20 protein-coding genes are annotated in these 18,389 nt (G+C 62.2%); 11 read left to right on the forward strand and 9 right to left on the reverse strand.

Annotation, left to right across the window (positions count from 1 at the left end):
- The first annotated feature begins 409 nt into the window (after nucleotides 1–409).
- On the forward strand, nucleotides 410–661 hold the full coding sequence (locus ABHR75_RS00385; RefSeq protein ID WP_158564522.1) for a ferredoxin family protein: 252 nt from the start codon (nucleotides 410–412) through the stop codon (nucleotides 659–661).
- A gap of 200 nt (nucleotides 662–861) precedes the next feature.
- On the opposite strand, the gene ABHR75_RS00390 is transcribed toward ABHR75_RS00385, so the two are convergent.
- From ABHR75_RS00390 to nadA, 4 genes are read right to left on the reverse strand one after another with little or no spacing between them, the layout of a single operon-like run.
- Nucleotides 862–1,407 carry a transcription repressor NadR gene (locus ABHR75_RS00390; protein ID WP_346963348.1) on the reverse strand — a complete coding sequence of 182 codons (546 nt, stop codon included), beginning with the start codon at nucleotides 1,405–1,407 and terminating at the stop codon, nucleotides 862–864.
- The gene (nadC, locus tag ABHR75_RS00395; protein WP_346963349.1) at nucleotides 1,407–2,267 is read right to left on the reverse strand and encodes a carboxylating nicotinate-nucleotide diphosphorylase; all 861 of its coding nucleotides are present in this window, start codon (nucleotides 2,265–2,267) and stop codon (nucleotides 1,407–1,409) included. Before nadC ends, ABHR75_RS00390 begins: the two co-directional genes overlap by 1 nt.
- A gap of 3 nt (nucleotides 2,268–2,270) precedes the next feature.
- Nucleotides 2,271–3,674 carry an L-aspartate oxidase gene (locus ABHR75_RS00400; RefSeq protein ID WP_430392703.1) on the reverse strand — a complete coding sequence of 468 codons (1,404 nt, stop codon included), beginning with the start codon at nucleotides 3,672–3,674 and terminating at the stop codon, nucleotides 2,271–2,273.
- A 28-nt stretch (nucleotides 3,675–3,702) separates the two neighbouring features.
- Entirely contained in the window at nucleotides 3,703–4,728 is a 1,026-nt protein-coding gene (nadA, locus tag ABHR75_RS00405) for a quinolinate synthase NadA (protein WP_346963351.1), read from the reverse strand.
- A gap of 291 nt (nucleotides 4,729–5,019) precedes the next feature.
- On the opposite strand from nadA, the gene ABHR75_RS00410 reads away from it, so the two are divergent.
- Both ABHR75_RS00410 and ABHR75_RS00415 read left to right on the forward strand, forming a co-directional pair.
- Nucleotides 5,020–5,742 (forward strand): LytR/AlgR family response regulator transcription factor, encoded by a 723-nt coding sequence (locus ABHR75_RS00410; RefSeq protein ID WP_346963352.1) that lies wholly within the window; start codon nucleotides 5,020–5,022, stop codon nucleotides 5,740–5,742.
- Nucleotides 5,742–7,019 carry a sensor histidine kinase gene (locus ABHR75_RS00415; RefSeq protein WP_346963353.1) on the forward strand — a complete coding sequence of 426 codons (1,278 nt, stop codon included), beginning with the start codon at nucleotides 5,742–5,744 and terminating at the stop codon, nucleotides 7,017–7,019. The genes ABHR75_RS00410 and ABHR75_RS00415 overlap by 1 nt, the downstream gene beginning before the upstream one ends.
- Before the next feature lie 63 nt (nucleotides 7,020–7,082).
- Here ABHR75_RS00415 and ABHR75_RS00420 read toward each other — a convergent pair whose 3' ends face one another.
- The 3 genes from ABHR75_RS00420 to tnpA form a co-directional block, all read right to left on the reverse strand.
- Nucleotides 7,083–7,652 carry a hypothetical protein gene (locus ABHR75_RS00420; protein WP_430392704.1) on the reverse strand — a complete coding sequence of 190 codons (570 nt, stop codon included), beginning with the start codon at nucleotides 7,650–7,652 and terminating at the stop codon, nucleotides 7,083–7,085.
- Nucleotides 7,653–7,743: 91 nt separating this feature from the next.
- A complete protein-coding gene (locus ABHR75_RS00425; protein WP_229042264.1) occupies nucleotides 7,744–8,925 on the reverse strand; it encodes an RNA-guided endonuclease TnpB family protein in 1,182 nt (393 codons plus the stop codon).
- 5 nt (nucleotides 8,926–8,930) lie between these two features.
- Nucleotides 8,931–9,326: an IS200/IS605 family transposase gene (gene tnpA / locus ABHR75_RS00430; protein WP_346963354.1), complete on the reverse strand. Its 396-nt coding sequence runs from the start codon at nucleotides 9,324–9,326 to the stop codon at nucleotides 8,931–8,933.
- A 201-nt stretch (nucleotides 9,327–9,527) separates the two neighbouring features.
- Between tnpA and trxA the strand changes: the two genes are divergently transcribed.
- From trxA to ABHR75_RS00470, 8 genes are all read left to right on the forward strand, one after another.
- Nucleotides 9,528–9,848: a thioredoxin gene (gene trxA, locus ABHR75_RS00435; RefSeq protein ID WP_117746516.1), complete on the forward strand. Its 321-nt coding sequence runs from the start codon at nucleotides 9,528–9,530 to the stop codon at nucleotides 9,846–9,848.
- 221 nt (nucleotides 9,849–10,069) lie between these two features.
- A complete protein-coding gene (locus ABHR75_RS00440) occupies nucleotides 10,070–10,318 on the forward strand; it encodes a hypothetical protein (RefSeq protein WP_006235225.1) in 249 nt (82 codons plus the stop codon).
- Nucleotide 10,319: 1 nt separating this feature from the next.
- Nucleotides 10,320–10,832: a nickel-responsive transcriptional regulator NikR gene (nikR, locus tag ABHR75_RS00445; protein ID WP_346963355.1), complete on the forward strand. Its 513-nt coding sequence runs from the start codon at nucleotides 10,320–10,322 to the stop codon at nucleotides 10,830–10,832.
- A gap of 29 nt (nucleotides 10,833–10,861) precedes the next feature.
- Entirely contained in the window at nucleotides 10,862–13,333 is a 2,472-nt protein-coding gene (hypF, locus tag ABHR75_RS00450) for a carbamoyltransferase HypF (protein WP_346963356.1), read from the forward strand.
- A gap of 124 nt (nucleotides 13,334–13,457) precedes the next feature.
- Nucleotides 13,458–13,718 carry a HypC/HybG/HupF family hydrogenase formation chaperone gene (locus tag ABHR75_RS00455; RefSeq protein ID WP_006235228.1) on the forward strand — a complete coding sequence of 87 codons (261 nt, stop codon included), beginning with the start codon at nucleotides 13,458–13,460 and terminating at the stop codon, nucleotides 13,716–13,718.
- A complete protein-coding gene (gene hypD, locus ABHR75_RS00460; RefSeq protein WP_346963357.1) occupies nucleotides 13,718–14,830 on the forward strand; it encodes a hydrogenase formation protein HypD in 1,113 nt (370 codons plus the stop codon). Before ABHR75_RS00455 ends, hypD begins: the two co-directional genes overlap by 1 nt.
- A gap of 84 nt (nucleotides 14,831–14,914) precedes the next feature.
- On the forward strand, nucleotides 14,915–15,949 hold the full coding sequence (gene hypE / locus ABHR75_RS00465) for a hydrogenase expression/formation protein HypE (RefSeq protein WP_346963358.1): 1,035 nt from the start codon (nucleotides 14,915–14,917) through the stop codon (nucleotides 15,947–15,949).
- Nucleotides 15,950–16,074: 125 nt separating this feature from the next.
- The gene (locus tag ABHR75_RS00470) at nucleotides 16,075–16,743 is read left to right on the forward strand and encodes an HAD family hydrolase (RefSeq protein WP_346963359.1); all 669 of its coding nucleotides are present in this window, start codon (nucleotides 16,075–16,077) and stop codon (nucleotides 16,741–16,743) included.
- Nucleotides 16,744–17,014: 271 nt separating this feature from the next.
- On the opposite strand, the gene ABHR75_RS00475 is transcribed toward ABHR75_RS00470, so the two are convergent.
- A complete protein-coding gene (locus ABHR75_RS00475; protein WP_055310036.1) occupies nucleotides 17,015–17,572 on the reverse strand; it encodes a hypothetical protein in 558 nt (185 codons plus the stop codon).
- 235 nt (nucleotides 17,573–17,807) lie between these two features.
- On the reverse strand, nucleotides 17,808–18,344 hold the full coding sequence (locus ABHR75_RS00480) for a PTS sugar transporter subunit IIA (RefSeq protein WP_055310775.1): 537 nt from the start codon (nucleotides 18,342–18,344) through the stop codon (nucleotides 17,808–17,810).
- Between the last annotated feature and the right edge of the window lie 45 nt (nucleotides 18,345–18,389).

Raw genomic sequence — 18,389 nt, forward strand, 5'->3', positions numbered from 1 at the left:
AATTCATATAAGATTTCTTGTTGCTGAGAGTTTAGGTTCTCAAATACGCAGGTAGATGCGCTGATTGAGTTCTCAGCAAATCTATTGAGATCTATATAGAGATGGCTAAGGTTTGCATCCGGGAGCGCCTGGGGCTGCCTTATGGAAAGCTCGTCCCGGTTTGAGCGTGGATTCCAGGTCGCAGTTTCCATCTGAAGGCCCAACCGGAAACTGCGACCCGGTTTTCGGCCAAATAACGGGATGCCCTTTCCGCAGGCGCGCTCAATCGCTCTATATTACAAGTCACCTATAGCTAACATTTGCGCAGCTCAACGGCCTCACCTGCATGTTTTTTAGTAAGCCGTGGCATACTCGGCGAACGGTATGAAGATGCCGGTCAGAGGGTATTGCAAACGGTCGCTCCCGTGGTATGTTTTTGCCCGAATCAAACCGACGCGCATCGCCTGTAGCGTCGGTCAACAGAGAGGAAACTACCATGGCTCATCCCGTAATTGATGCCGACGAGTGCATCGCTTGTGGCGTTTGCGTCGACTCCTGCCCCGCTGGCGTTCTGGAGCTCCAGGACGTCGCTACCGTCGCTGACGAGGATTCCTGCGTCGCCTGTGGCGCTTGCCAGGACGCTTGCCCCGCCGGCGCGATCACCGAGATCGTCGAGGAGTAACAACTCCCCCACTTGCACACTCAAAAGTACACCGTGCACAAAAAAGAGGCCTCCGCATCGCCGCGGAGGCCTCCTTTTGCATATGTGGGCAGCTAATTTGGAGCGGGACCCTTGGCAGTTGCGGTGGAATAGTTCCTGTTTTATGTCTTGGATGCCGATTTTAGGAACTATTTCACCGCAACTTATAGATGCGGCGTCGACTAGGACAAATCGTCCTCGTAGGGCATTAGGTCTGCCAGATAGCCCTTCTCCTTGAGCATGGCCTCGATCTCGTCGAGGGTTTGCTCATCCTCCGCCGCAATGCGATGGAAGTGATAGCCGCTCGTCACCGTTAGTAGTGGAAAGCTCTTGCCGCTCTCGATATCGTGCAGGTAGCGCCCAACATCGCGACGATTGCGGATGTCCAGGTCGGCCGTGATCTTGCCGTACACGCGGTGGTTGACGATCACGTTGAGCACGGCACCGCCCGCGTCGACGATACTCGTGAGCTCATCGCCCGCCTGCTCCACGCCGTGGCGAACCTTGACCAAGCGCGTGGGCACGGCGGGGCTGCTGGGGGCCTCCTGCAGCACATAACCACGGTTGGTCGCCACGATATCGTGCCCATCGGCGCGCAGCAGGGCGATGTCTTGCACGACAATCTGGCGGCTCACACCCACCTCGCGAGCAAGCGCGCTGCCCGAAACGGGCTCCGTGGCCCCCTCGAGCACGCCCATGATGGCACGGCGACGCTCGCGGGCGTCCATTATTTACCGTCCAGCAGACGCAGGTGCTTGAGCGAGAGGTCGAGAATCGGCGCAGAGTGCGTCAATGCCCCCGAACTAATAAAGTCAACGCCCAGGTCGGCGAGCGCGCGGATATTGCTGACATCCACATTACCCGAGCACTCGGTCTTGGCGCGGCCGGCGATAAGCTCAATCGCGGCAGCCATGTCGTCGTGGGTCATGTTGTCGAACATGATGATATCGGCACCGGCCTCCACGGCCTCGCGTACCATGTCCAAGTTCTCGCACTCAATCTCGACCGTCGTGGTAAACGATGCGTGGGCACGTGCCATCTCGATCGCACGCGTCACACCACCGGCGGCGTCGATATGGTTGTCCTTAAGCATAACGGCCGTCGACAGGTTGTAGCGGTGGTTGCTGCCGCCACCGATCTCGACCGCGGCCTTCTCGAAGACGCGCATGCCCGGCGTGGTCTTGCGTGTGTCGACAAGCACGGTCTTGGTACCCTCGAGCGCCGCTGCCATGTTGTGCGTGTAGGTAGCGATACCGCTCATACGCTGTAGATAGTTGAGCGCCACGCGCTCGCCCGAAAGCAGCACGCGCGCGTCGCCGCGCACCTGGCCCACGTGGTCGCCGGCGTGCACCTCGTCACCGTCGGCAACATCAAACAGCACCGAGCTCTGCGGATCCAGCAGCTCAAAGGTGCGAGCGAACACGTCCAGGCCCGCGATGATGCCGTCGGCCTTGGCGATGAGCTCCACCGTGGCGGGACGCGCCGTGGGGCACACGCTCGCCGTGCTCACGTCCTCAAACGTAATGTCCTCGCGCAGAGCCTGCAGAATCAGATCATCGACGACGAGCTTCATGGTAATGGGATTCATGGTCTACTCCTCCACGGCCTGCGTGCCGGCGGCACGGGCCAAATCATCGATTGCCAGAGGGTCGGCGCCCAGGGCGCGATGACGGCCATCGAGCGCGGGATCGCCCGCCTGCTCCACTGCGAGCGACTCGCCGGTGCGCATGTACCACGCGGCGCGACGACCCCAGACCAGCGCCTCGAGCAGGCTGTTGGAAGCCAGGCGATTCTTGCCGTGAACGCCGTTGCAGGCCGTCTCACCGGCTGCGTAGAGTTCGGGCATCGAGGTGCGGCCGTCCTTATCGACCCATACGCCACCCATAAAGTAGTGCTGCGTGGGCGTAACGGGGATGGGCTCGTCCAAGATGTCGCGGCCGTCCTCCAGGCAGCGTGCGCGAATGTTGGCAAAGTGCCCAGTCACCACGTCGCGCTCGACAGGGGCAAAGCTCAGCCACTCGTGCTCGGTACCGTCCTGCTTCATCTGCTCGCGAATGGCGGCGGCGACCACATCGCGCGGCTGAAGCTCGTCGGTAAAGCGCTCGCCGGCGGCGTTGAGCAAAATCGCGCCCTCGCCGCGGCAGCTTTCGCTGATCAGAAACGTGCGACCCGGCTGCGGCGAGAACAGTCCCGTGGGGTGAATCTGCACGTAGTCCAGGTGCTCCATCTTAATGCCATGCTCCTGAGCGATGTAGCAGGCGTCGCCCGTGAGCTGCGGGTAGTTGGTCGAGTGGTCGTACACGCCGCCAATGCCACCCGTCGCCCACAGCGTGTGGCGGGCATGGATCTTAAACGGCTCGCCGGCATGCGCGCCCTCAGCGGCATTTACCAGCTCGTCGGCGGGACGAACCGAGTTGTCCTCGTCCACGGAAACGGCGACGACACCGGCACACACCGTGTCGCCGTCACGCTCGCCCGTCAGGATGTCGGTCATGGCCACGTGCTCCAAAATCTGCACGTTGTCCAGCTTGCGGACAGCCTGAAGCAGCTTAGTCGTGATCTCCTTGCCGGTGATATCGGCATGGAAGGCAATGCGCGGACGGCTGTGTGCACCCTCGCGGGTAAAGTCGAGGCTGCCGTCGGCCTTGCGCTCAAAATCCACGCCCATCGCTAGCAGGTCGTTGATGACCGAGCGGCTCGAGCGGATCATGATGTCGACGCTCTCGCGGCGGTTCTCGTAATGGCCGGCGTGCATGGTGTCCTCAAAGAAGGCATCGTAGTCCGAGCCTTCGGGCAGTACGCAGATGCCGCCCTGCGCGAGCATCGAATCGCACTCGTCGACCGCGCCCTTGGAGAGCATGATCACGCGCGTGCTCGTCGGCAGGTTGAGAGCCGCGTACAGGCCCGCTACGCCGCAGCCGGCAATGACGACGTCGCACTCCATATCGGGGTATTGCTTGGTTTCCACAGGAATCCTCTCCCTTGAATGTGACATAAGGGACCGTCCCTCATGCCACATTGTTCTAACGCGCTGCGTACTCGAGCATGCGGTCGAGCGTGAGCTTGGCCTGATCGGCAGCCTCGCCCGACACGCCGATCTGCACCTCGCCCTCGCCTGTCTCCAGGCAGTGCACGAGCTTTTCGAGCGTGATGAGATCCATGTTGACGCAGGTGGGCTGCACCGCGGGGAAGTAGAACTTCTTGCCGGTGCCCTGGCAGCGGCGCTCGAGCTCGTAGAGCACGCCGCGGACCGTCACGATAATAAACTCGCTCGCGTCGGACTCCTCGGCATACTTGATGATGCCGGCGGTGGAGCCGATGTAGTCGGCCTCGGCAAGGACGTCGGCCTTGCACTCAGGATGCGCCAGCACGAGCGCGTCGGGGTGGGCCTCCGTCGCGTCGACAATCTGCTCGACGGTGATGATGTGATGGCGCGGGCAGTAGCCGTTGTTGAGAATGACGTGCTTTTGCGGCACCTGCTCGGCTACGAAGCGGCCGAGGTTTTGGTCGGGAATGAACAGGATATGCTGCTGCGGCAGCTCGGACACGATCTTGACGGCGTTGGAGCTGGTGACGCACACGTCGCTCCAGCTCTTGATCTCGACCGTGGAGTTGACGTAGCAGACCACGGCCAGGTCGTCGCCGTACTCGGCGCGCGCCGCGTCGACCGTCTCGCGCTTGACCATATGAGCCATGGGGCAGTCCGCGCCCGGCTCGGGCAGCAGCACGGTCTTGGTGGGGTTGAGCAGCTTGGCGCTCTCGCCCATAAACTCCACGCCGCACAGCACGATGGTCTGCTGCGGCAGGCTCTTGGCGAGCTTAGCCAGGTAGAAGCTGTCGCCGACGTAATCGGCCACAGCCTGGACCTCGGGTGCCACGTAATAGTGTGCCAGGATCACCGCGTCGCGTTGGGTTTTAAGTTGCTGAATGGCCTCGACGAGCTCTGCGGGCACCAATGCCGCGCGCTCCGTTGCCGTCGTTGCCGATGCCAGGCCGGCCGCAATGTCGCGTGCAAGCTCCGATGCATCCATGTTCGCGCTCTGTGCCATCAAGGCCCCTCTCTTTTGGCGAATCTTGGGGCTTTAGTATGACACCTAGGTTTACAGCTGACAAGACAGCTGTAAACCTAGGTGTAAAGTTGAAATAAAGATTCAATCATGCGGCAGGTCCATTTTCGAACTGGCAAGCTGAGGATAGCCGAGCTCTCGATAGCGCAGGAGGCATCTTTCGCCACCGCAATACCGCTCGGCGCGAGTTGCGCACCATGAGGCACGAACGGGCGCTCCCCCGCGAGCGGCACGCGCCCAATGTGGCAAAATCGAACTACTAAGGGGGCCCGAATGCTCAAGATTATTGCCTGCGACGATGACGTCGCTTTTCTAGATAGACTGCACCGGATGATCGACCGTTGGTCGACCGAGAAGGGCACGGCGGTCGATGTTGCGCTCGTTACGCGCGGCGAGGACCTGCTGGCGCGCCATGCCGCGTCGCGCGCCGACATCATCCTGCTCGACATGATCATGCCGCTCGTCAACGGCATGGACACCGCGCGCGAGCTGCGCCAGTCCGATACCGACGTGCGCCTGGTGTTCCTCACCTCGTCGCCCGAGTTTGCGCTGGAGTCCTACGAAGTCCGCGCCTTCGACTACCTGCTCAAGCCCGTGGCATACGAACGCCTGGCGCAGCTGCTCGACGAGCTTTCGAGCATGCGCCCGTCGGCGACCGACGAGTTCGTCATCAAAACGTCCTTTGGTTACCATGCCCTGCGCCTGTCCGACATCGAATATGCCGAGGCACGCAACAAGCACGTGGTTTTCCACCTGCGCGACGGACGCGATATCGAGGCGCTCGAATCGTTCCGCAGCGTCGAGGACCGCTTGGCGCAAAATGCCACCTTCTTTAAATGCCACCGTAGTTACCAGGTCAACTTGCGCAACATCGACCACTTCGATCGCACGGACATCGTCATGCGCTCCGGCGCGTGCATCCCGCTTTCGCGCAGCTGCAAGCAGGGATTCCAAGACGCCTACTTTGCGGTGCGCTTTGAGGGCGGGAGGCGCTGATGGTCTCCTCGGTCGAAATGATCCTTTGGGCAATCCACCACGCCACGACGCTACTCTTTGGCGTCTTTGCCTCGGCGGCGCTGTGCGGTATCGAGATCAACCGGCGTCATGCGCTTGAACTGGTGCTGGTCGGTGCCGTAACCGGATGCGCATTTGGCCTCGCCAATGCCGTCGGCGGCGAGCTTTTCGCCCGCCAGGTATATCCGCTCGTCGTGCATCTGCCGCTCATCATCTATTTGTGTGCGCGCTACCGCCTGAGCCCGCTGCTTGCCGCGCTCGGCATTACGAGTGCCTATCTGAGCTGCCAGTTCAGCAATTGGATGGGCATCGCCGCCTTTGCCGCAACCGATTCGCAGATTGCGTACTATCTGGCGCGTATCGCGACCACACTCGCCGTCTTTGCCGTCCTGTTGCATTGGGCCGGCGACATCGGTCCGCGCTTGGCGATTAAAAGCACCACCGAGCTGGGCATCCTTTTAATCCTGCCGCTCGTCTATTACGTCTTTGACTATGCCACCAACGTCTACACCACGCTGTTCCACTCGGGCTCGGTGGTGACGGTTGAGTTTTTGGCATTTGCGCTCTGTGCCTTCTATCTTATGTTTCTTGCCGTTTACCTGCGCGAATACGAAGAAAAGGAAACCGCCGAGCGAGAGCGTTGGATGCTCGAGACCCGCGACAGCGCCGCCATCAAAGAGCTCGAGGCTTGGCGTCAATCTGGGCGCGAGCTGTCGATTCTGCGCCACGACATGCGCCACTTCCTACGCGGCCTGGCCGCTTTAATTGAGGAGGGCCACACCGACGAGGCGCTCAAACGCATCGATGAACTCTGCGAAGCCGGCGATCGCACCGCCGTACGCCGCTTCTGCGCCAACGAGACCGTAAACATCGCGCTTTCGTCATTTAACTCGGATATCAATAGAAACGGCATTACCGCCAACCTGCGCGCCGCCGTACCCGAAACCATCCACGTAGGCGACGCCGACCTGTTTAGCGTGCTCTCAAATGCCTTGGAAAACGCTATCACCGCCGCAAGCGCCGCACCCCAAGGAAAGCGATTCGTCGACCTTGACCTGCGATTAGAGGACAGCCAGCTGCTGCTGTTAGTTTCCAATACGTTTGACCGCGCGCCGCGCATGGTCGACGGCATGCCCGTGACCCAACATGCCGGTCACGGCTTTGGCACCAAGAGCATTAAGCTTGCCGTGGAGCGCATGAACGGCAACTGCCAGTTCCGCATCAACGGCGACCGGTTTGAGCTGCGCGCCGTGATGTAGGGGCGCGACACTGGACTCGCGGTGCGGCTCAACCGCCCGGGTCGCCTTGCCGGCGCAGGCCCGTTACAGCGGAGCGGCCGACGGGGTCAGCTGCTTAATGTAGGCCCACATGCGCTGCTTGGCCGCCTTGTCGGTCAGAGCGGCCTCAAAGCCATCGAGTGCGAGTACGCGACGCCCCTGCACGTGGGCGACCAGGCCGGGCTTGAGCATGGCGGTGTCAAAGTCATCGATCGCCACGAGCATATCGGCATAGGTTTCACGCATGACGTCGGCCGCGCTGTTGTCCAGCAGCAGTACCGCCTCGGGGTCCAGGGCCTCCAGCGCCTCGCGGAACAGCTCGCACGGCAGGGCTTCGCCCACCGCGACCGCTCCGTCGCCCACGCCGGCAACGCTTGCCAGCGCGCAGAAATCCTCGGGCGCATAACCGATGGCCCCGAGCGCCTTACGCAGCGCCGCGCCATCCGCGCCTGCGGCAAGCTCGCCGCCCGAGCGCTCGGCCTCATCCAAATCGCCTTTTACCAGCACAATCGGCGAGCACGCGTTGCCTGCGATGCGCACGCCACGACCCGCAAGCGATGCGAGCTCCTGCTCGGCCGCCTGGGCGATGGCTTCTTTTTTCTGGCTTTGTGACATAGGTATGCGCTCTCCAATCGTTTGCGTGCCCACCATTATTTGACACTCCCCATGGCTAAAGCCAGGGGATTCTTGCTTCACCGAGAATTGCCTAGACTGCGCATGCAGCCGTAGGTCTTACGCCCTCTCCACAAGCGTTTGCGGCGTCTGCCGCGGTTCCCGCATGCCCTGCGGTACCTTCCAGGATTCTCCTTCCCTCGCGGGCGATGTTGACGGCGGCGTTCAGGTCGCGGTCGTGACGCATGCCGCACGCGGGGCAGTCCCATACCCGTTCGGCCAGCGTCAGTCCCCTGTAGACGTAACCGCATGCGGAACACGTCTTGCTGGACGGATAGAACCTGCCCACCCTTACGAAGCCGCGCCCCGACCATGCGCATTTGTACTCGAGCTGGCGCGCCAGCTCCGACATGGCGGCATCGCCCACGGCCTTGGCGAGGCGGCGGTTCCTCTGCATGCCCCTGACGTTCAGGTCCTCGACCGCGATGTTTTGGCTTTCTCCCACCGCATGCGTCGTGAACTTGTGCAGGGCGTCCTTCCGCCGGTTGGCAACCTTCTCGTGCGCCCGCGCGACCCTGACACGCTGCCTGGCGCGATTTGCGGAGCCCTTCCGCTTGCGCGAGAGCCGCCGCTGCTCCCGCGCCAGCCTCCTCTCGCTCCTTTGCAGGTTTTTGGGGTTGGGCAGGCGCTCCCCCGTGGAGCAGGTGGCTATGTCGTGTATTCCCGCATCGACTCCCAGGAACCCGACGGTCGGGGCCGGCGCGTCCGTGGCGGGGACGTCCGCGCAGCATATCGCCACGTAGTACTTGCCGCTCGGCACCTGCTTGACCGTCGCGGACAGGACGCGCCCCTCCACGGGACGGCTCACCCGCGCCCTGACGGTCCCCAGCTTTGGCAGCCTCACGTGCCTGGCGTCGATTATCCCGACGCCGTTCGTGCGGTAGCTCTTCCTCCCCGCGCGTTTGGACTTGAACTTCGGAAAGCCCACCTTGCCTGGTGCGCGGAAGAAGTTCTTAAATGCCTTGTCCAGGTCGCGCAGGGACTGCTGCAGTGCCATGGAGTCCACCTCGGAGAGCCACGGCGCGTCCGCCCTCTTCCAGGCGGGGATCTGGGTGATGTAGGAGTTGATGTGCCTCGATTTGCCCGTCCACGCGTACTCGTCCCGCCTCATCGCCAGCACCCTGTTGTAGACCCAGCGGCAGCAGCCGAAGGTCTTCTGCAGGAGGGCCTCCTGCTCGGCGCTCGGGTATATGCGGTACTCGAAGGTCTTGTCCATGGCCCTCACGCGTTCCTCTGGTCCTCGATATACTGCCTGACGGCCTCGGACGTCGCCCCGCCGACGGTCGAGACGAAGTAGCTGTTCGTCCAGAGCGTCGGCAGCTTGCGCTTCAGCTGCGGGAACTCGGCGCGCAGGTCGTGGCTGGTCCTGCCCTTGATGCGCTTCACGGCCCGGTGGATGCCGAACTGGGGGTCGACTGAGACGAGCATGTGCACGCGGTCGGGCATGACCTTGATTTCCCTTATCTCGAAATCGAGTTCCTCCGCGACCTCGTGCGCGATCTCCTCGAAGCGGGAGCCGATGCCGTCCACGAGCACCTTCCTGCGGTATTTCGGGCAGAAGACCACATGGTAGTCGCAGTCCCAGACTATGTTGTCGTTGCTCCTGTATCTATCCATGAAAACAGTATACCACTTGCAGCCGTATATGTATATCGGCTGACGCCGATGCGCCTTATATCCCCATATCTGAAGAAAGGGGTTTTGCGGCGCTTTTGATAAAAGAGCCGCCCGCGAGTGGTTGCTTTGCGGGCCGCTGGGTATAAGCACGGTCGTACTGAGTTTTACGCGGCCGAGCCGCGTCGCATTATGGAGGTCACCATGGCTGACATTAAGCAGATTACCCCCGAGAACTTCGACGCCACCGTCAACGGCAGCCTTCCCGTGCTGGTCGATTTTTGGGCTCCCTGGTGTGGGCCCTGCCGTTCGCTGTCGCCCATCGTTGACGAGGTTGCCGATGAGCTGGCGGGCAAGCTTGCCGTTGCCAAATGCAACGTCGACGACAACCAGGACCTGGCCATGAAGTATGGCGTCATGAGCATCCCCACGCTGATTGTGTTTAAGAACGGCGAGGAGATTGACCGCTCGGTTGGCGCTCTGCCCAAGGCGAGGCTGCAGGCGCTGCTGGAGAAGCATCTGTAATACGCTTGTTACTTACCCGCCGTCCATGAGCGCTTTTGCACCGCTCGCCGGACTGCCGGGCGCGGCGCGGACGACCACGGATAGTATGGTAGTTACAAACAGCCCCCAGTGAACGGGTGCGAGTCACACAGACTCGCACCCGTTTTCTTATGCAGCTGCGCACAGAGCGGGCGTAGTAAAATCTGAACCACTGAACTGCCCCATACAAAAGGAGATTTTCCATGCATGATGTTGGAATGAACATGAGCCAGCTTGCCATGAGCGTCAAGCAGGTCGACGACACCATCGAGCTCGCTCACGAGTGGAGCCATCAGCTGCTGCATGCGACCGAGAATTTTGACATGGAGCGCATCGGCGCCAAGCTCGAGGCAGCCATGGCCGCGCTGCACGAGGCCCACGACGCACTCGAGGGCTACGAAGAGGCCATCGAGGCCGACCACAACTCCGTCGGCTCCGTGAAGCTGGTGTAACGTGGCCGAACACGAGCACGGCTGCGGGTACGAGCACGAGCATCTGCACGAGGCGGACGGTGACGCGGGCTGCCACTGTAGTGGCTCCGGCTCCGAGCTGGTCCGCTTTTCGGTTACCGCACCGGACGACCTGCTGCGCCGTTTTGACAAGCAGATCGCGCGCCGCGGCGACGTTGCCAACCGCTCCGAGGCCGTGCGCGACCTGATTCGCGCCTCGATCGCCAAGGAGCAGATGCGCACGCCCGATGAGCATGTTATCGGGTCGCTCACCATGATCTACGACCACCATACCGGCGACCTGACGCGCCGCCTGGACGAAGTGCAGCACGACTACACCGACGAGATCGTATCGACCATGCACGTGCATCTGGATCACCACAACTGCTTGGAGATTCTGGCGCTCAAGGGTCGCGGCGAGCGCGTCTACGAACTAGCCGACCGCCTGCTGGGCCTGCGCGGCGTCAAACACGGCGAGCTCACCTGCGCCGCCACCAAGCAGAGCCTGGGGCTGTAACAGCACACATTTCAACGAAGGAGGGTCGCATGCGACATGCGCATATCCATGTAACGGGCATTGTGCAGGGCGTCGGCATGCGGCCGTTTGTGTATCGCGAGGCCATGGCGCACGGCATTTGCGGCTGGGTGCTCAACGCGGGCGACGGCGTGCATATCGAGGCGCACGCCCTAAGCGAGTCGCTCGACGAATTTGTTGACGCACTTTCCGAGCATGCGCCTGCGGCGTCTCGCGTGGAGCATGTCGAGGTTGTAGACCTAGCACCCGGCAACTGGGATGCCGCTAACGATCAGGGCTTTCGCATTGTGGCGTCGCAGGACCAGACCGCGCACACGACGCTCGTTTCGCCCGATATCGCCACCTGTGACGATTGCCTGCGCGAGTTGTTCGATCCCGCCGACCGACGCTATCACTACCCCTTTATCAACTGCACTAACTGCGGCCCACGCTTTACCATCATCCGATCGCTGCCTTATGACCGAGCGGCCACATCGATGGACCGTTTCCCCATGTGCCCCGCCTGCGCCGCAGAGTATGCCGATCCACTCGACCGCCGCTTTCACGCACAGCCCGATGCCTGCTTTGATTGCGGGCCGCATATTACGTGGCGCGAGGCTGTGAACGGCGATGCGTACGGGAATTCGTCCGCGATACCGGCCGTCGGCACCACACGCGAGACCAGCGACGCCATTATCGACCGCTGTGTTGAGCTACTGGCCGGTGGCGGTATCGTCGCCATCAAGGGTCTGGGCGGATTTCACTTGGCATGCGACGCCTCCAACGAGCAGGCGGTGGCCGAGCTGCGCCATCGCAAACGCCGCAGTAACAAACCACTTGCCGTCATGGTGCGCAGTCTTGCCGATGCCGGGCGCCTGTGTCATATCGACGATGCTGAACGCGATCTGCTCGCTGGCAGTATCCGCCCCATCGTGCTGCTGCGCCGGCGGGCTGTTTGCGGGAACGACGGCGATTCTCCCGACGCCCTCGTACTCGCACCGTCCGTCGCGCGCGACCTGCCCGAGCTTGGCGTTATGCTCCCCTACACCCCGCTTCAGCATCTTCTGCTTGCAGCTGCCGCGTCGCACGGTATGCACGCGCTCGTCATGACCAGCGGCAACCTGAGCGAAGAGCCCATCGAGACCGATGACGATCTTGCATGGGAGCACCTTGTTGCCGCCGGCATCGCCGATGCGCTGCTCGGTAACGACCGCGCGATTCTGTCGCGCTACGACGACTCTGTAGTACGCGTGGTCGACGGCGCCGTTATGCCCGTGCGCCGTGCCCGCGGATATGCACCCCAGCCGCTGCCGTTGCCGGCGCTCGACGGCGCTCCGTCCTGCATGCTCGCCTGCGGGCCACAACAAAAGGCCACGATTGCGCTCACGCGTGAAGGGACGAACGGCGAGGCAACCTGTTTTGTGTCGCAGCATATCGGCGATGTTGAAAACGGCGGGACCTTCGATGCCTGGAACGCCGCGCGCACGCGCTTGGAAAACCTCTTTGACCTGGCGCCCACCGCCTTGGCATGCGACATGCATCCCAGCTATCTGTCGAGCCAGTGGGCGCGCGAACAGGCGCAGAAACAGGGTATGCCATCTGTTGAGGTTCAACATCATCATGCGCACATCGCGAGCGTGATGGCCGAGGCCATCGCCGCGGGCCAGCTTACAACCGACGCGCGCGTCCTTGGTATCGCCTTTGACGGCACCGGCGCCGGCACCGATGGGACCATTTGGGGCGGCGAGTTTCTTGTTGCCGGCCTTGCCGATTTTGAACGCGCCGCGCACCTGCGCACCTGGGCGCTGCCAGGCGGTGCCGCATCCGTGCGCGATGCCCGGCGCAATGCCTTTGCCCTGCTGAGCGAGCTCGGCCTGCTCGAGCACCCGGGTGCCGCTCGGCTTTTGGGCACCCTCGACGAGCAAACGCGCAGCGTGACAGCCACCATGATTGAGCGCGGCATCAACAGCCCGCGCACCAGCAGCATGGGGCGTCTCTTTGATGCCGCCGCTGCAGTTTTGGGCATCTGCGACAAGGCAACCTACGAGGGCGAACCCGCCATCGAGCTTGAGGCCGCCGCCTGGCGCGCGCTTAGCAGTGAAAGTGCCTGCCCCACCGACAATATAGCCGGCTTTTCCGTAACCGAATCATCCCGTCCGGACGCCTGCCATGTTCTAAACTCCAGATCGCTTATTGAGGCGCTTTTGGAGGGAATCAGGGCCGGCGCTGCGGCCTACAGACTCGCGCTCGACTTCCATATCGCCATCGCGCGCTCTTCGGCACGAATCGCACGCAAAATCTGCGCGCGCGAAGGCATCGACACCGTCGCGCTCTCGGGCGGCGTGTTCATGAACCGACTTCTGCTTCAGCTCCTCGCCCGCGAGCTCAAAAGCGCAGGCCTTACTGTCCTTGTCCCCCACACCGTACCCGTCAATGACGGCTGCATCGCCTACGGTCAGGCGGCGGTCGCAAGCGCTCGTCTTGCGCAGATTGCATCACAGTAGCTCGCCCTCGCACGCCGCCGTCTCACAGGCGTAACGCGTTTGCCCGCGAACCCCGCGAGCGCTACCATCAACTGATGGATTATTGAGCGCCCGTCCAGCGCAAAGCGTATAAAAGGGGAACAATATGTGCCTTGCCGTTCCCGGTAAAGTAGTCAAACGCGACGACGACCTCAAGGCCACCGTCGACATGATGGGCATCGAGCGCCCCGTGTCGCTGCGACTCGTGCCGACGGCGCAGGTTGGCGACTATATTCTCGTACACGCCGGCTTTGGCATCCAAATTGTCGACGAGCAGGAAGCACAGGAAACGCTCGAGCTTGTTAATGCCATGTCCGAGCTGGTCGAAGAAGACCAGCTTGCCACCAACCCGGCGGAGGCTTACTAGTGGCGCCCGAACAACCGGCTCGCTCCGGTATCGACTTCTCGGCATTCCGCAATCCCAAGCTGGCTCGCGAGCTCATCGAGCGCATTCATGAGCTTGTCGGCGACCGCGCCATCAACCTTATGGAAGTCTGCGGCACGCACACCGTGAGCATCGGGCGCTATGGCTTTCGCTCCATTATGCCGGCCGGGCTCAAGCTACTGAGCGGCCCGGGCTGCCCCGTCTGCGTCACCGCCAACCGCGACATCGACCACGCAATCGCGCTCGCCAACATAGACGACGCCATCATCACCACCTTTGGCGACATGATGCGCGTGCCCGGGTCGTCTACCTCGCTCGCCGCGCAAAAGGCGGCGGGGCGCGATATTCGCATTGTGTACTCCCCACTCGATGCACTCGATATCGCCGAACACAACCCCGATCGCCCGGTCATCTTTATGGGCGTCGGCTTTGAGACCACGACGCCTACCATCGCCGCCGCCATCCTGGAGGCAGACGCGCGCGGGCTGCAGAACTTCTCGGTCTACTGTGCCCATAAGACCACGCCGCCGGCGCTGCGCGCCATCGCCAACGATCCCGAGACCACTATCGACGGCTTTATCCTGCCGGGCCACGTCGCCACCATCACGGGCCTGGCGCCCTTTAGCTTTTTGGTCGACGAGTTCAATACCCCGGGTGTGGTCACGGGATTTGAACCGGTCGATATCCTGCAGGGCATCTGCATGCTGGTCCAGATGGTTGTCGAGAACAGGCCGGCGATCGACAACGCCTACCGCCGTGGCGTCAACGCAGACGGCAACCCCGTTGCGCGCCAGCTGGTCGAGCAGGTGTTTGAGCCATGCAACACCACGTGGCGCGGGCTGGGGCCGATTGCCAACTCGGGCCTTTCCATCCGCCCCGAGTTCTCGCGCTTTGATGCCCGCACTCGCTTTGACGTGCCCGTTGAGACGACGGTCGAGCCGCGTGGGTGCCGCTGCGGCGACGTGCTGCGCGGGGCCATTACGCCGAGCGACTGCCCTCTGTTCGGCCAAGCTTGTACACCCGAGCATCCCGTCGGCCCCTGCATGGTGAGTTCCGAGGGCAGCTGTGCAGCATATTTCCGCTACCGAGGCTAATGGGTTCCGCCGCTCTAACGAACGGCGGGCCGGTCGACGCTGCACCTCACCCATATAATTCCGTCCTCGATTGGAGTTTTCGATATGTCCCGTACTGCCACCGATAGCACTGTCCTGTTGGGCCACGGCTCTGGCGGCCAGATGATGAAACGCATCATCGATGAGGTCTTTTTGGATGCCTTTGGGTCGCCCGAACTGCTCGAGGGCAACGATGCCGGCGTCGCTGCGCTGCCCGCGAGCGGGCGCATCGCCATGTCGACCGACAGCTTTGTAGTCTCGCCGCAGTTCTTCCCCGGCGGCAATATCGGCAGGCTCGCCGTGTGCGGAACCGTCAACGACGTCGCGACCTCGGGCGCCAACGTGCGCTACCTTTCGTGCGGCTTTATCCTCGAAGAGGGCTATCCCATGGATAAACTGCGTCAGATTGTGCAGACCATGGCCGAGACGGCGCGCGAGGCAGGCGTCAAAATCATCACCGGCGACACCAAGGTGGTCGAGCGCGGCGGGGCCGACGGCGTCTACATCAACACCGCCGGCGTGGGCGAGGTTCCTACGGGCGTGACGCTCAGCGGCGCCAACTGCCAGCCCGGCGACGTCATCCTGGTCTCGGGCACGCTAGGCGACCACGGTATCGCCATCATGAGCCAGCGCGAGGGTCTGGCGTTCTCGAGCAGCATCGAGAGCGACGCCGCGCCGCTCAACCACCTGATTGCCGACGTGCTGGCCGCCGCCCCCGACACGCGCTGCTTCCGCGACCCCACGCGCGGAGGCCTGGCCTCCACGCTCAACGAGTTTGCGCAGGCCAGCGGCATTGCCATGGAGATTGACGAGGGCGCCGTACCCGTGCGCCCCGACGTGCAGGCCGCCTGCGAGATGCTCGGCTACGACGTGCTGCAGGTTGCCAACGAGGGCAAGATGGTCGCCGTGGTGCCAGCCGAGCAGGCCGACGCGGCGCTAGCGGCCATGCGCGCCGCCCGCTACGGCAAGAACGCCGCCATCATCGGTCGCGTGATGCCGCTTGCCGAAGGCGCTCGACCCGCCGTTCGCGTGCGCACCGGCTGGGGATCGACCCGCATCCTCGACATGCTCGTGGGAGAGCAACTGCCCAGGATCTGCTAGCGGCAAAGGCTTGCGCTGGCGCGATGCGCCCCGATGCCGTTAAAGATGTTCAGATTCCAAACGCGCCCGACACGCAAGCCCAGTATCATGGGGTGCGCTTTACAACTCAAACGGCAGGAGCACCCATGGCAGCAGCCTATTCCCATGTGATTTTTGATCTGGACGGCACCATCCTCAATACGCTCGAGGACCTGGCGGCAGCCGGCAACCATACCTGCGAGATGCACGGCTGGCCCACGTTTGCCGTGGACGAGTACCGCTACAAGGTGGGAAACGGCATGCTCAAGCTGGTCGAGCGCTTTATGCCCGCCGAGTACGCGGGCGACGGCCGCATGTTTGAGCAGACGCTCGCCGAGTTTAGGGCTTATTACGGCGAGCACAAGGAGGACCACACCGCCCCCTATGCCGGCACGGTCGAGATGCTCGACCGTCTGCGCGCCGCGGGCGTTGAGCTTGCCGTGCTCACCAACAAGGACCATATTTCGGCGGCTCCGCTTATCGAAAAGTACTTTGGCCCCGATCGTTTTGCGCTGGTGCAGGGTCGTGTCGACGCGTTTCCACCCAAGCCCGAGGCTCCCGTCACGCTGCATGTAATGGAGGAGCTGGGCGCCGACCCGGCGACCACGCTCTACGTTGGCGATTCGAATGTCGATGTTCTGACCGGCCACAATGCCGGCCTTAAGAGCGCCGGCGTCGCCTGGGGCTTCCGTGGCCGCGCAGAGCTAGAAGCCGCCGGCGCCGACTACGTGGTGGACACCCAGGATGAGCTCGCGGCGCTGATTCTGGGCGAGTAGCGGGGCTGTCGCTCAACACGGCTGCATAGATTCTGTCGCGCGGAAAGTAGTCGTTTAAGAACGTCCCCAATGACTGCCATGGCAACGCCGATGTTTCGGCAATGACAGCGAGCGGGCACCAGAGCGAACAAATTGGCATGAAAAGAGGACGGCATAGACCTTCTGGTCATGCCGTCCTCTTTGAATGACAAGTTGTCGCTCTGGTGCCCGCGCAGCGTCGAGCAGTTACGGCGTTTGGTAAAACGCCGTAACAAACTACCGCGTAACTCCCCTAGCTCAGCATTGCATCCATCATCTCGGAGTTGACGGAGTCGTCGGCAGACCACTCGCCGTCATCGTTGCAGGTGTACTTGAAGATAACCGTGGTCTTCCTGGGCTCGGTGGCCTTGGTCACATCGACCATCACCTGGCCGGCCATCTTGTACAGCTCGTCATCGGAAGGAACCGTGTCAAGTGCAGCGACCTTCTCCTGATACTGGGTGGAGAAGTCCTCGACGATCTTGTTCATAGACTTGCAGGTGATGGAGACCTCGGCGGTTGCAACGCCCTTGTCCTCGTCGACCGTCACGTCGCCGATCTCGTAATCAAAGCCCTCGAGATAGGTCTTGGCATACTCCTTGGGATCGATGCCCAGCTGCTCGAACTCGTCGCCCGAAGCCTCTTCCAGACCAGAGAGGAAATCGTCGCCACCGTTTTTGACCTCATCGAACTGAGTCGTAAGGTCCTCGGTGATGAGCTCTTCGATCGAGGGGCCTCCGCAGCCGGAAAGCACGACCACACATGCAACCAAAACGGCCATGAGGGGCGCAAGCAGCAGCTTCTTTTTCATGATGTTCCTCCCAATGAGCGGCACCGCGCTTCCCAGACACGGCGCACGTTGTGATAGTAAGCACATACTATCCACTTATGAACACCCTCGGCAGCACGAAGGCGCGGTCGGTTCGTTTTAACGTCCGAACGGTCTGCGAGTCCGCTCAGCGTGCAATAAAACGCATCCGTACCGTGCAATAAAAAAGGGTGGCCGGATAATCCGACCACCCTTAGACATTATGCGATGCCGCGATTTACTTGCGGACAACCTTGACGATGGCATCGCCGGCGGCGACAGCGGAATCAGCCTCGACGGCGAGCTCGACATCGGCGAACTCGGCGGTGTTGGACACGGCCACGACGACGCAGTCCTTGTAACCGGCAGCGGCAATCTTGGCGCGGTCGATCTTGAGCATGGGCTGGCCGGCCTTCACGACGTCGTCGGCCTTGACGAAGCCCTCGAAGCCGTCGCCGTTCATGTTGACGGTATCGACGCCAACGTGCACCAGGACCTCGATGCCGCTATCGGACTGCAGGCCCACGGCGTGACCCATGGTGACGGTCACCTTGCCGTCGCAGGGGGCATAGACCAGATCGTCCTCGGGCCACACGGCGCAGCCCTTGCCCAGGACCTCGCCACCAAAGACGGGATCGGGCACATCGGCCATCTTGATGACCTTGCCCTTGACGGGCGAGCACAGCACGTCGGCGCCGGCAGAAGCAGAAATGGAGGCAGGAGCAGCGGCAGCCGCGGGCTCAGCCTTCTTCTTGAACATGTCAAACAGACCCATACGTTTTCTCCTCTTGATTAAGCGCAACGTAGTGCGCATGCCTAT

The sequence above is a fragment of the Collinsella aerofaciens genome (genome assembly GCF_039752955.1).
Taxonomy (GTDB): domain Bacteria; phylum Actinomycetota; class Coriobacteriia; order Coriobacteriales; family Coriobacteriaceae; genus Collinsella; species Collinsella aerofaciens_BI.

Coding starts and splice junctions, on each gene's coding strand:
- ABHR75_RS00385 (WP_158564522.1), top strand. CDS start 410: ATGTTTTTGCCCGAATCAAACCGACGCGCATCGCCTGTAGCGTCGGTC.
- ABHR75_RS00390 (WP_346963348.1), bottom strand. CDS start 1,407: ATGGACGCCCGCGAGCGTCGCCGTGCCATCATGGGCGTGCTCGAGGGG.
- nadC (WP_346963349.1), bottom strand. CDS start 2,267: ATGAATCCCATTACCATGAAGCTCGTCGTCGATGATCTGATTCTGCAG.
- ABHR75_RS00400 (WP_430392703.1), bottom strand. CDS start 3,674: ATGTCACATTCAAGGGAGAGGATTCCTGTGGAAACCAAGCAATACCCC.
- nadA (WP_346963351.1), bottom strand. CDS start 4,728: ATGGCACAGAGCGCGAACATGGATGCATCGGAGCTTGCACGCGACATT.
- ABHR75_RS00410 (WP_346963352.1), top strand. CDS start 5,020: ATGCTCAAGATTATTGCCTGCGACGATGACGTCGCTTTTCTAGATAGA.
- ABHR75_RS00415 (WP_346963353.1), top strand. CDS start 5,742: ATGGTCTCCTCGGTCGAAATGATCCTTTGGGCAATCCACCACGCCACG.
- ABHR75_RS00420 (WP_430392704.1), bottom strand. CDS start 7,652: ATGTCACAAAGCCAGAAAAAAGAAGCCATCGCCCAGGCGGCCGAGCAG.
- ABHR75_RS00425 (WP_229042264.1), bottom strand. CDS start 8,925: ATGGACAAGACCTTCGAGTACCGCATATACCCGAGCGCCGAGCAGGAG.
- tnpA (WP_346963354.1), bottom strand. CDS start 9,326: ATGGATAGATACAGGAGCAACGACAACATAGTCTGGGACTGCGACTAC.
- trxA (WP_117746516.1), top strand. CDS start 9,528: ATGGCTGACATTAAGCAGATTACCCCCGAGAACTTCGACGCCACCGTC.
- ABHR75_RS00440 (WP_006235225.1), top strand. CDS start 10,070: ATGCATGATGTTGGAATGAACATGAGCCAGCTTGCCATGAGCGTCAAG.
- hypF (WP_346963356.1), top strand. CDS start 10,862: ATGCGACATGCGCATATCCATGTAACGGGCATTGTGCAGGGCGTCGGC.
- ABHR75_RS00455 (WP_006235228.1), top strand. CDS start 13,458: ATGTGCCTTGCCGTTCCCGGTAAAGTAGTCAAACGCGACGACGACCTC.
- hypE (WP_346963358.1), top strand. CDS start 14,915: ATGTCCCGTACTGCCACCGATAGCACTGTCCTGTTGGGCCACGGCTCT.
- ABHR75_RS00470 (WP_346963359.1), top strand. CDS start 16,075: ATGGCAGCAGCCTATTCCCATGTGATTTTTGATCTGGACGGCACCATC.
- ABHR75_RS00475 (WP_055310036.1), bottom strand. CDS start 17,572: ATGAAAAAGAAGCTGCTGCTTGCGCCCCTCATGGCCGTTTTGGTTGCA.
- ABHR75_RS00480 (WP_055310775.1), bottom strand. CDS start 18,344: ATGGGTCTGTTTGACATGTTCAAGAAGAAGGCTGAGCCCGCGGCTGCC.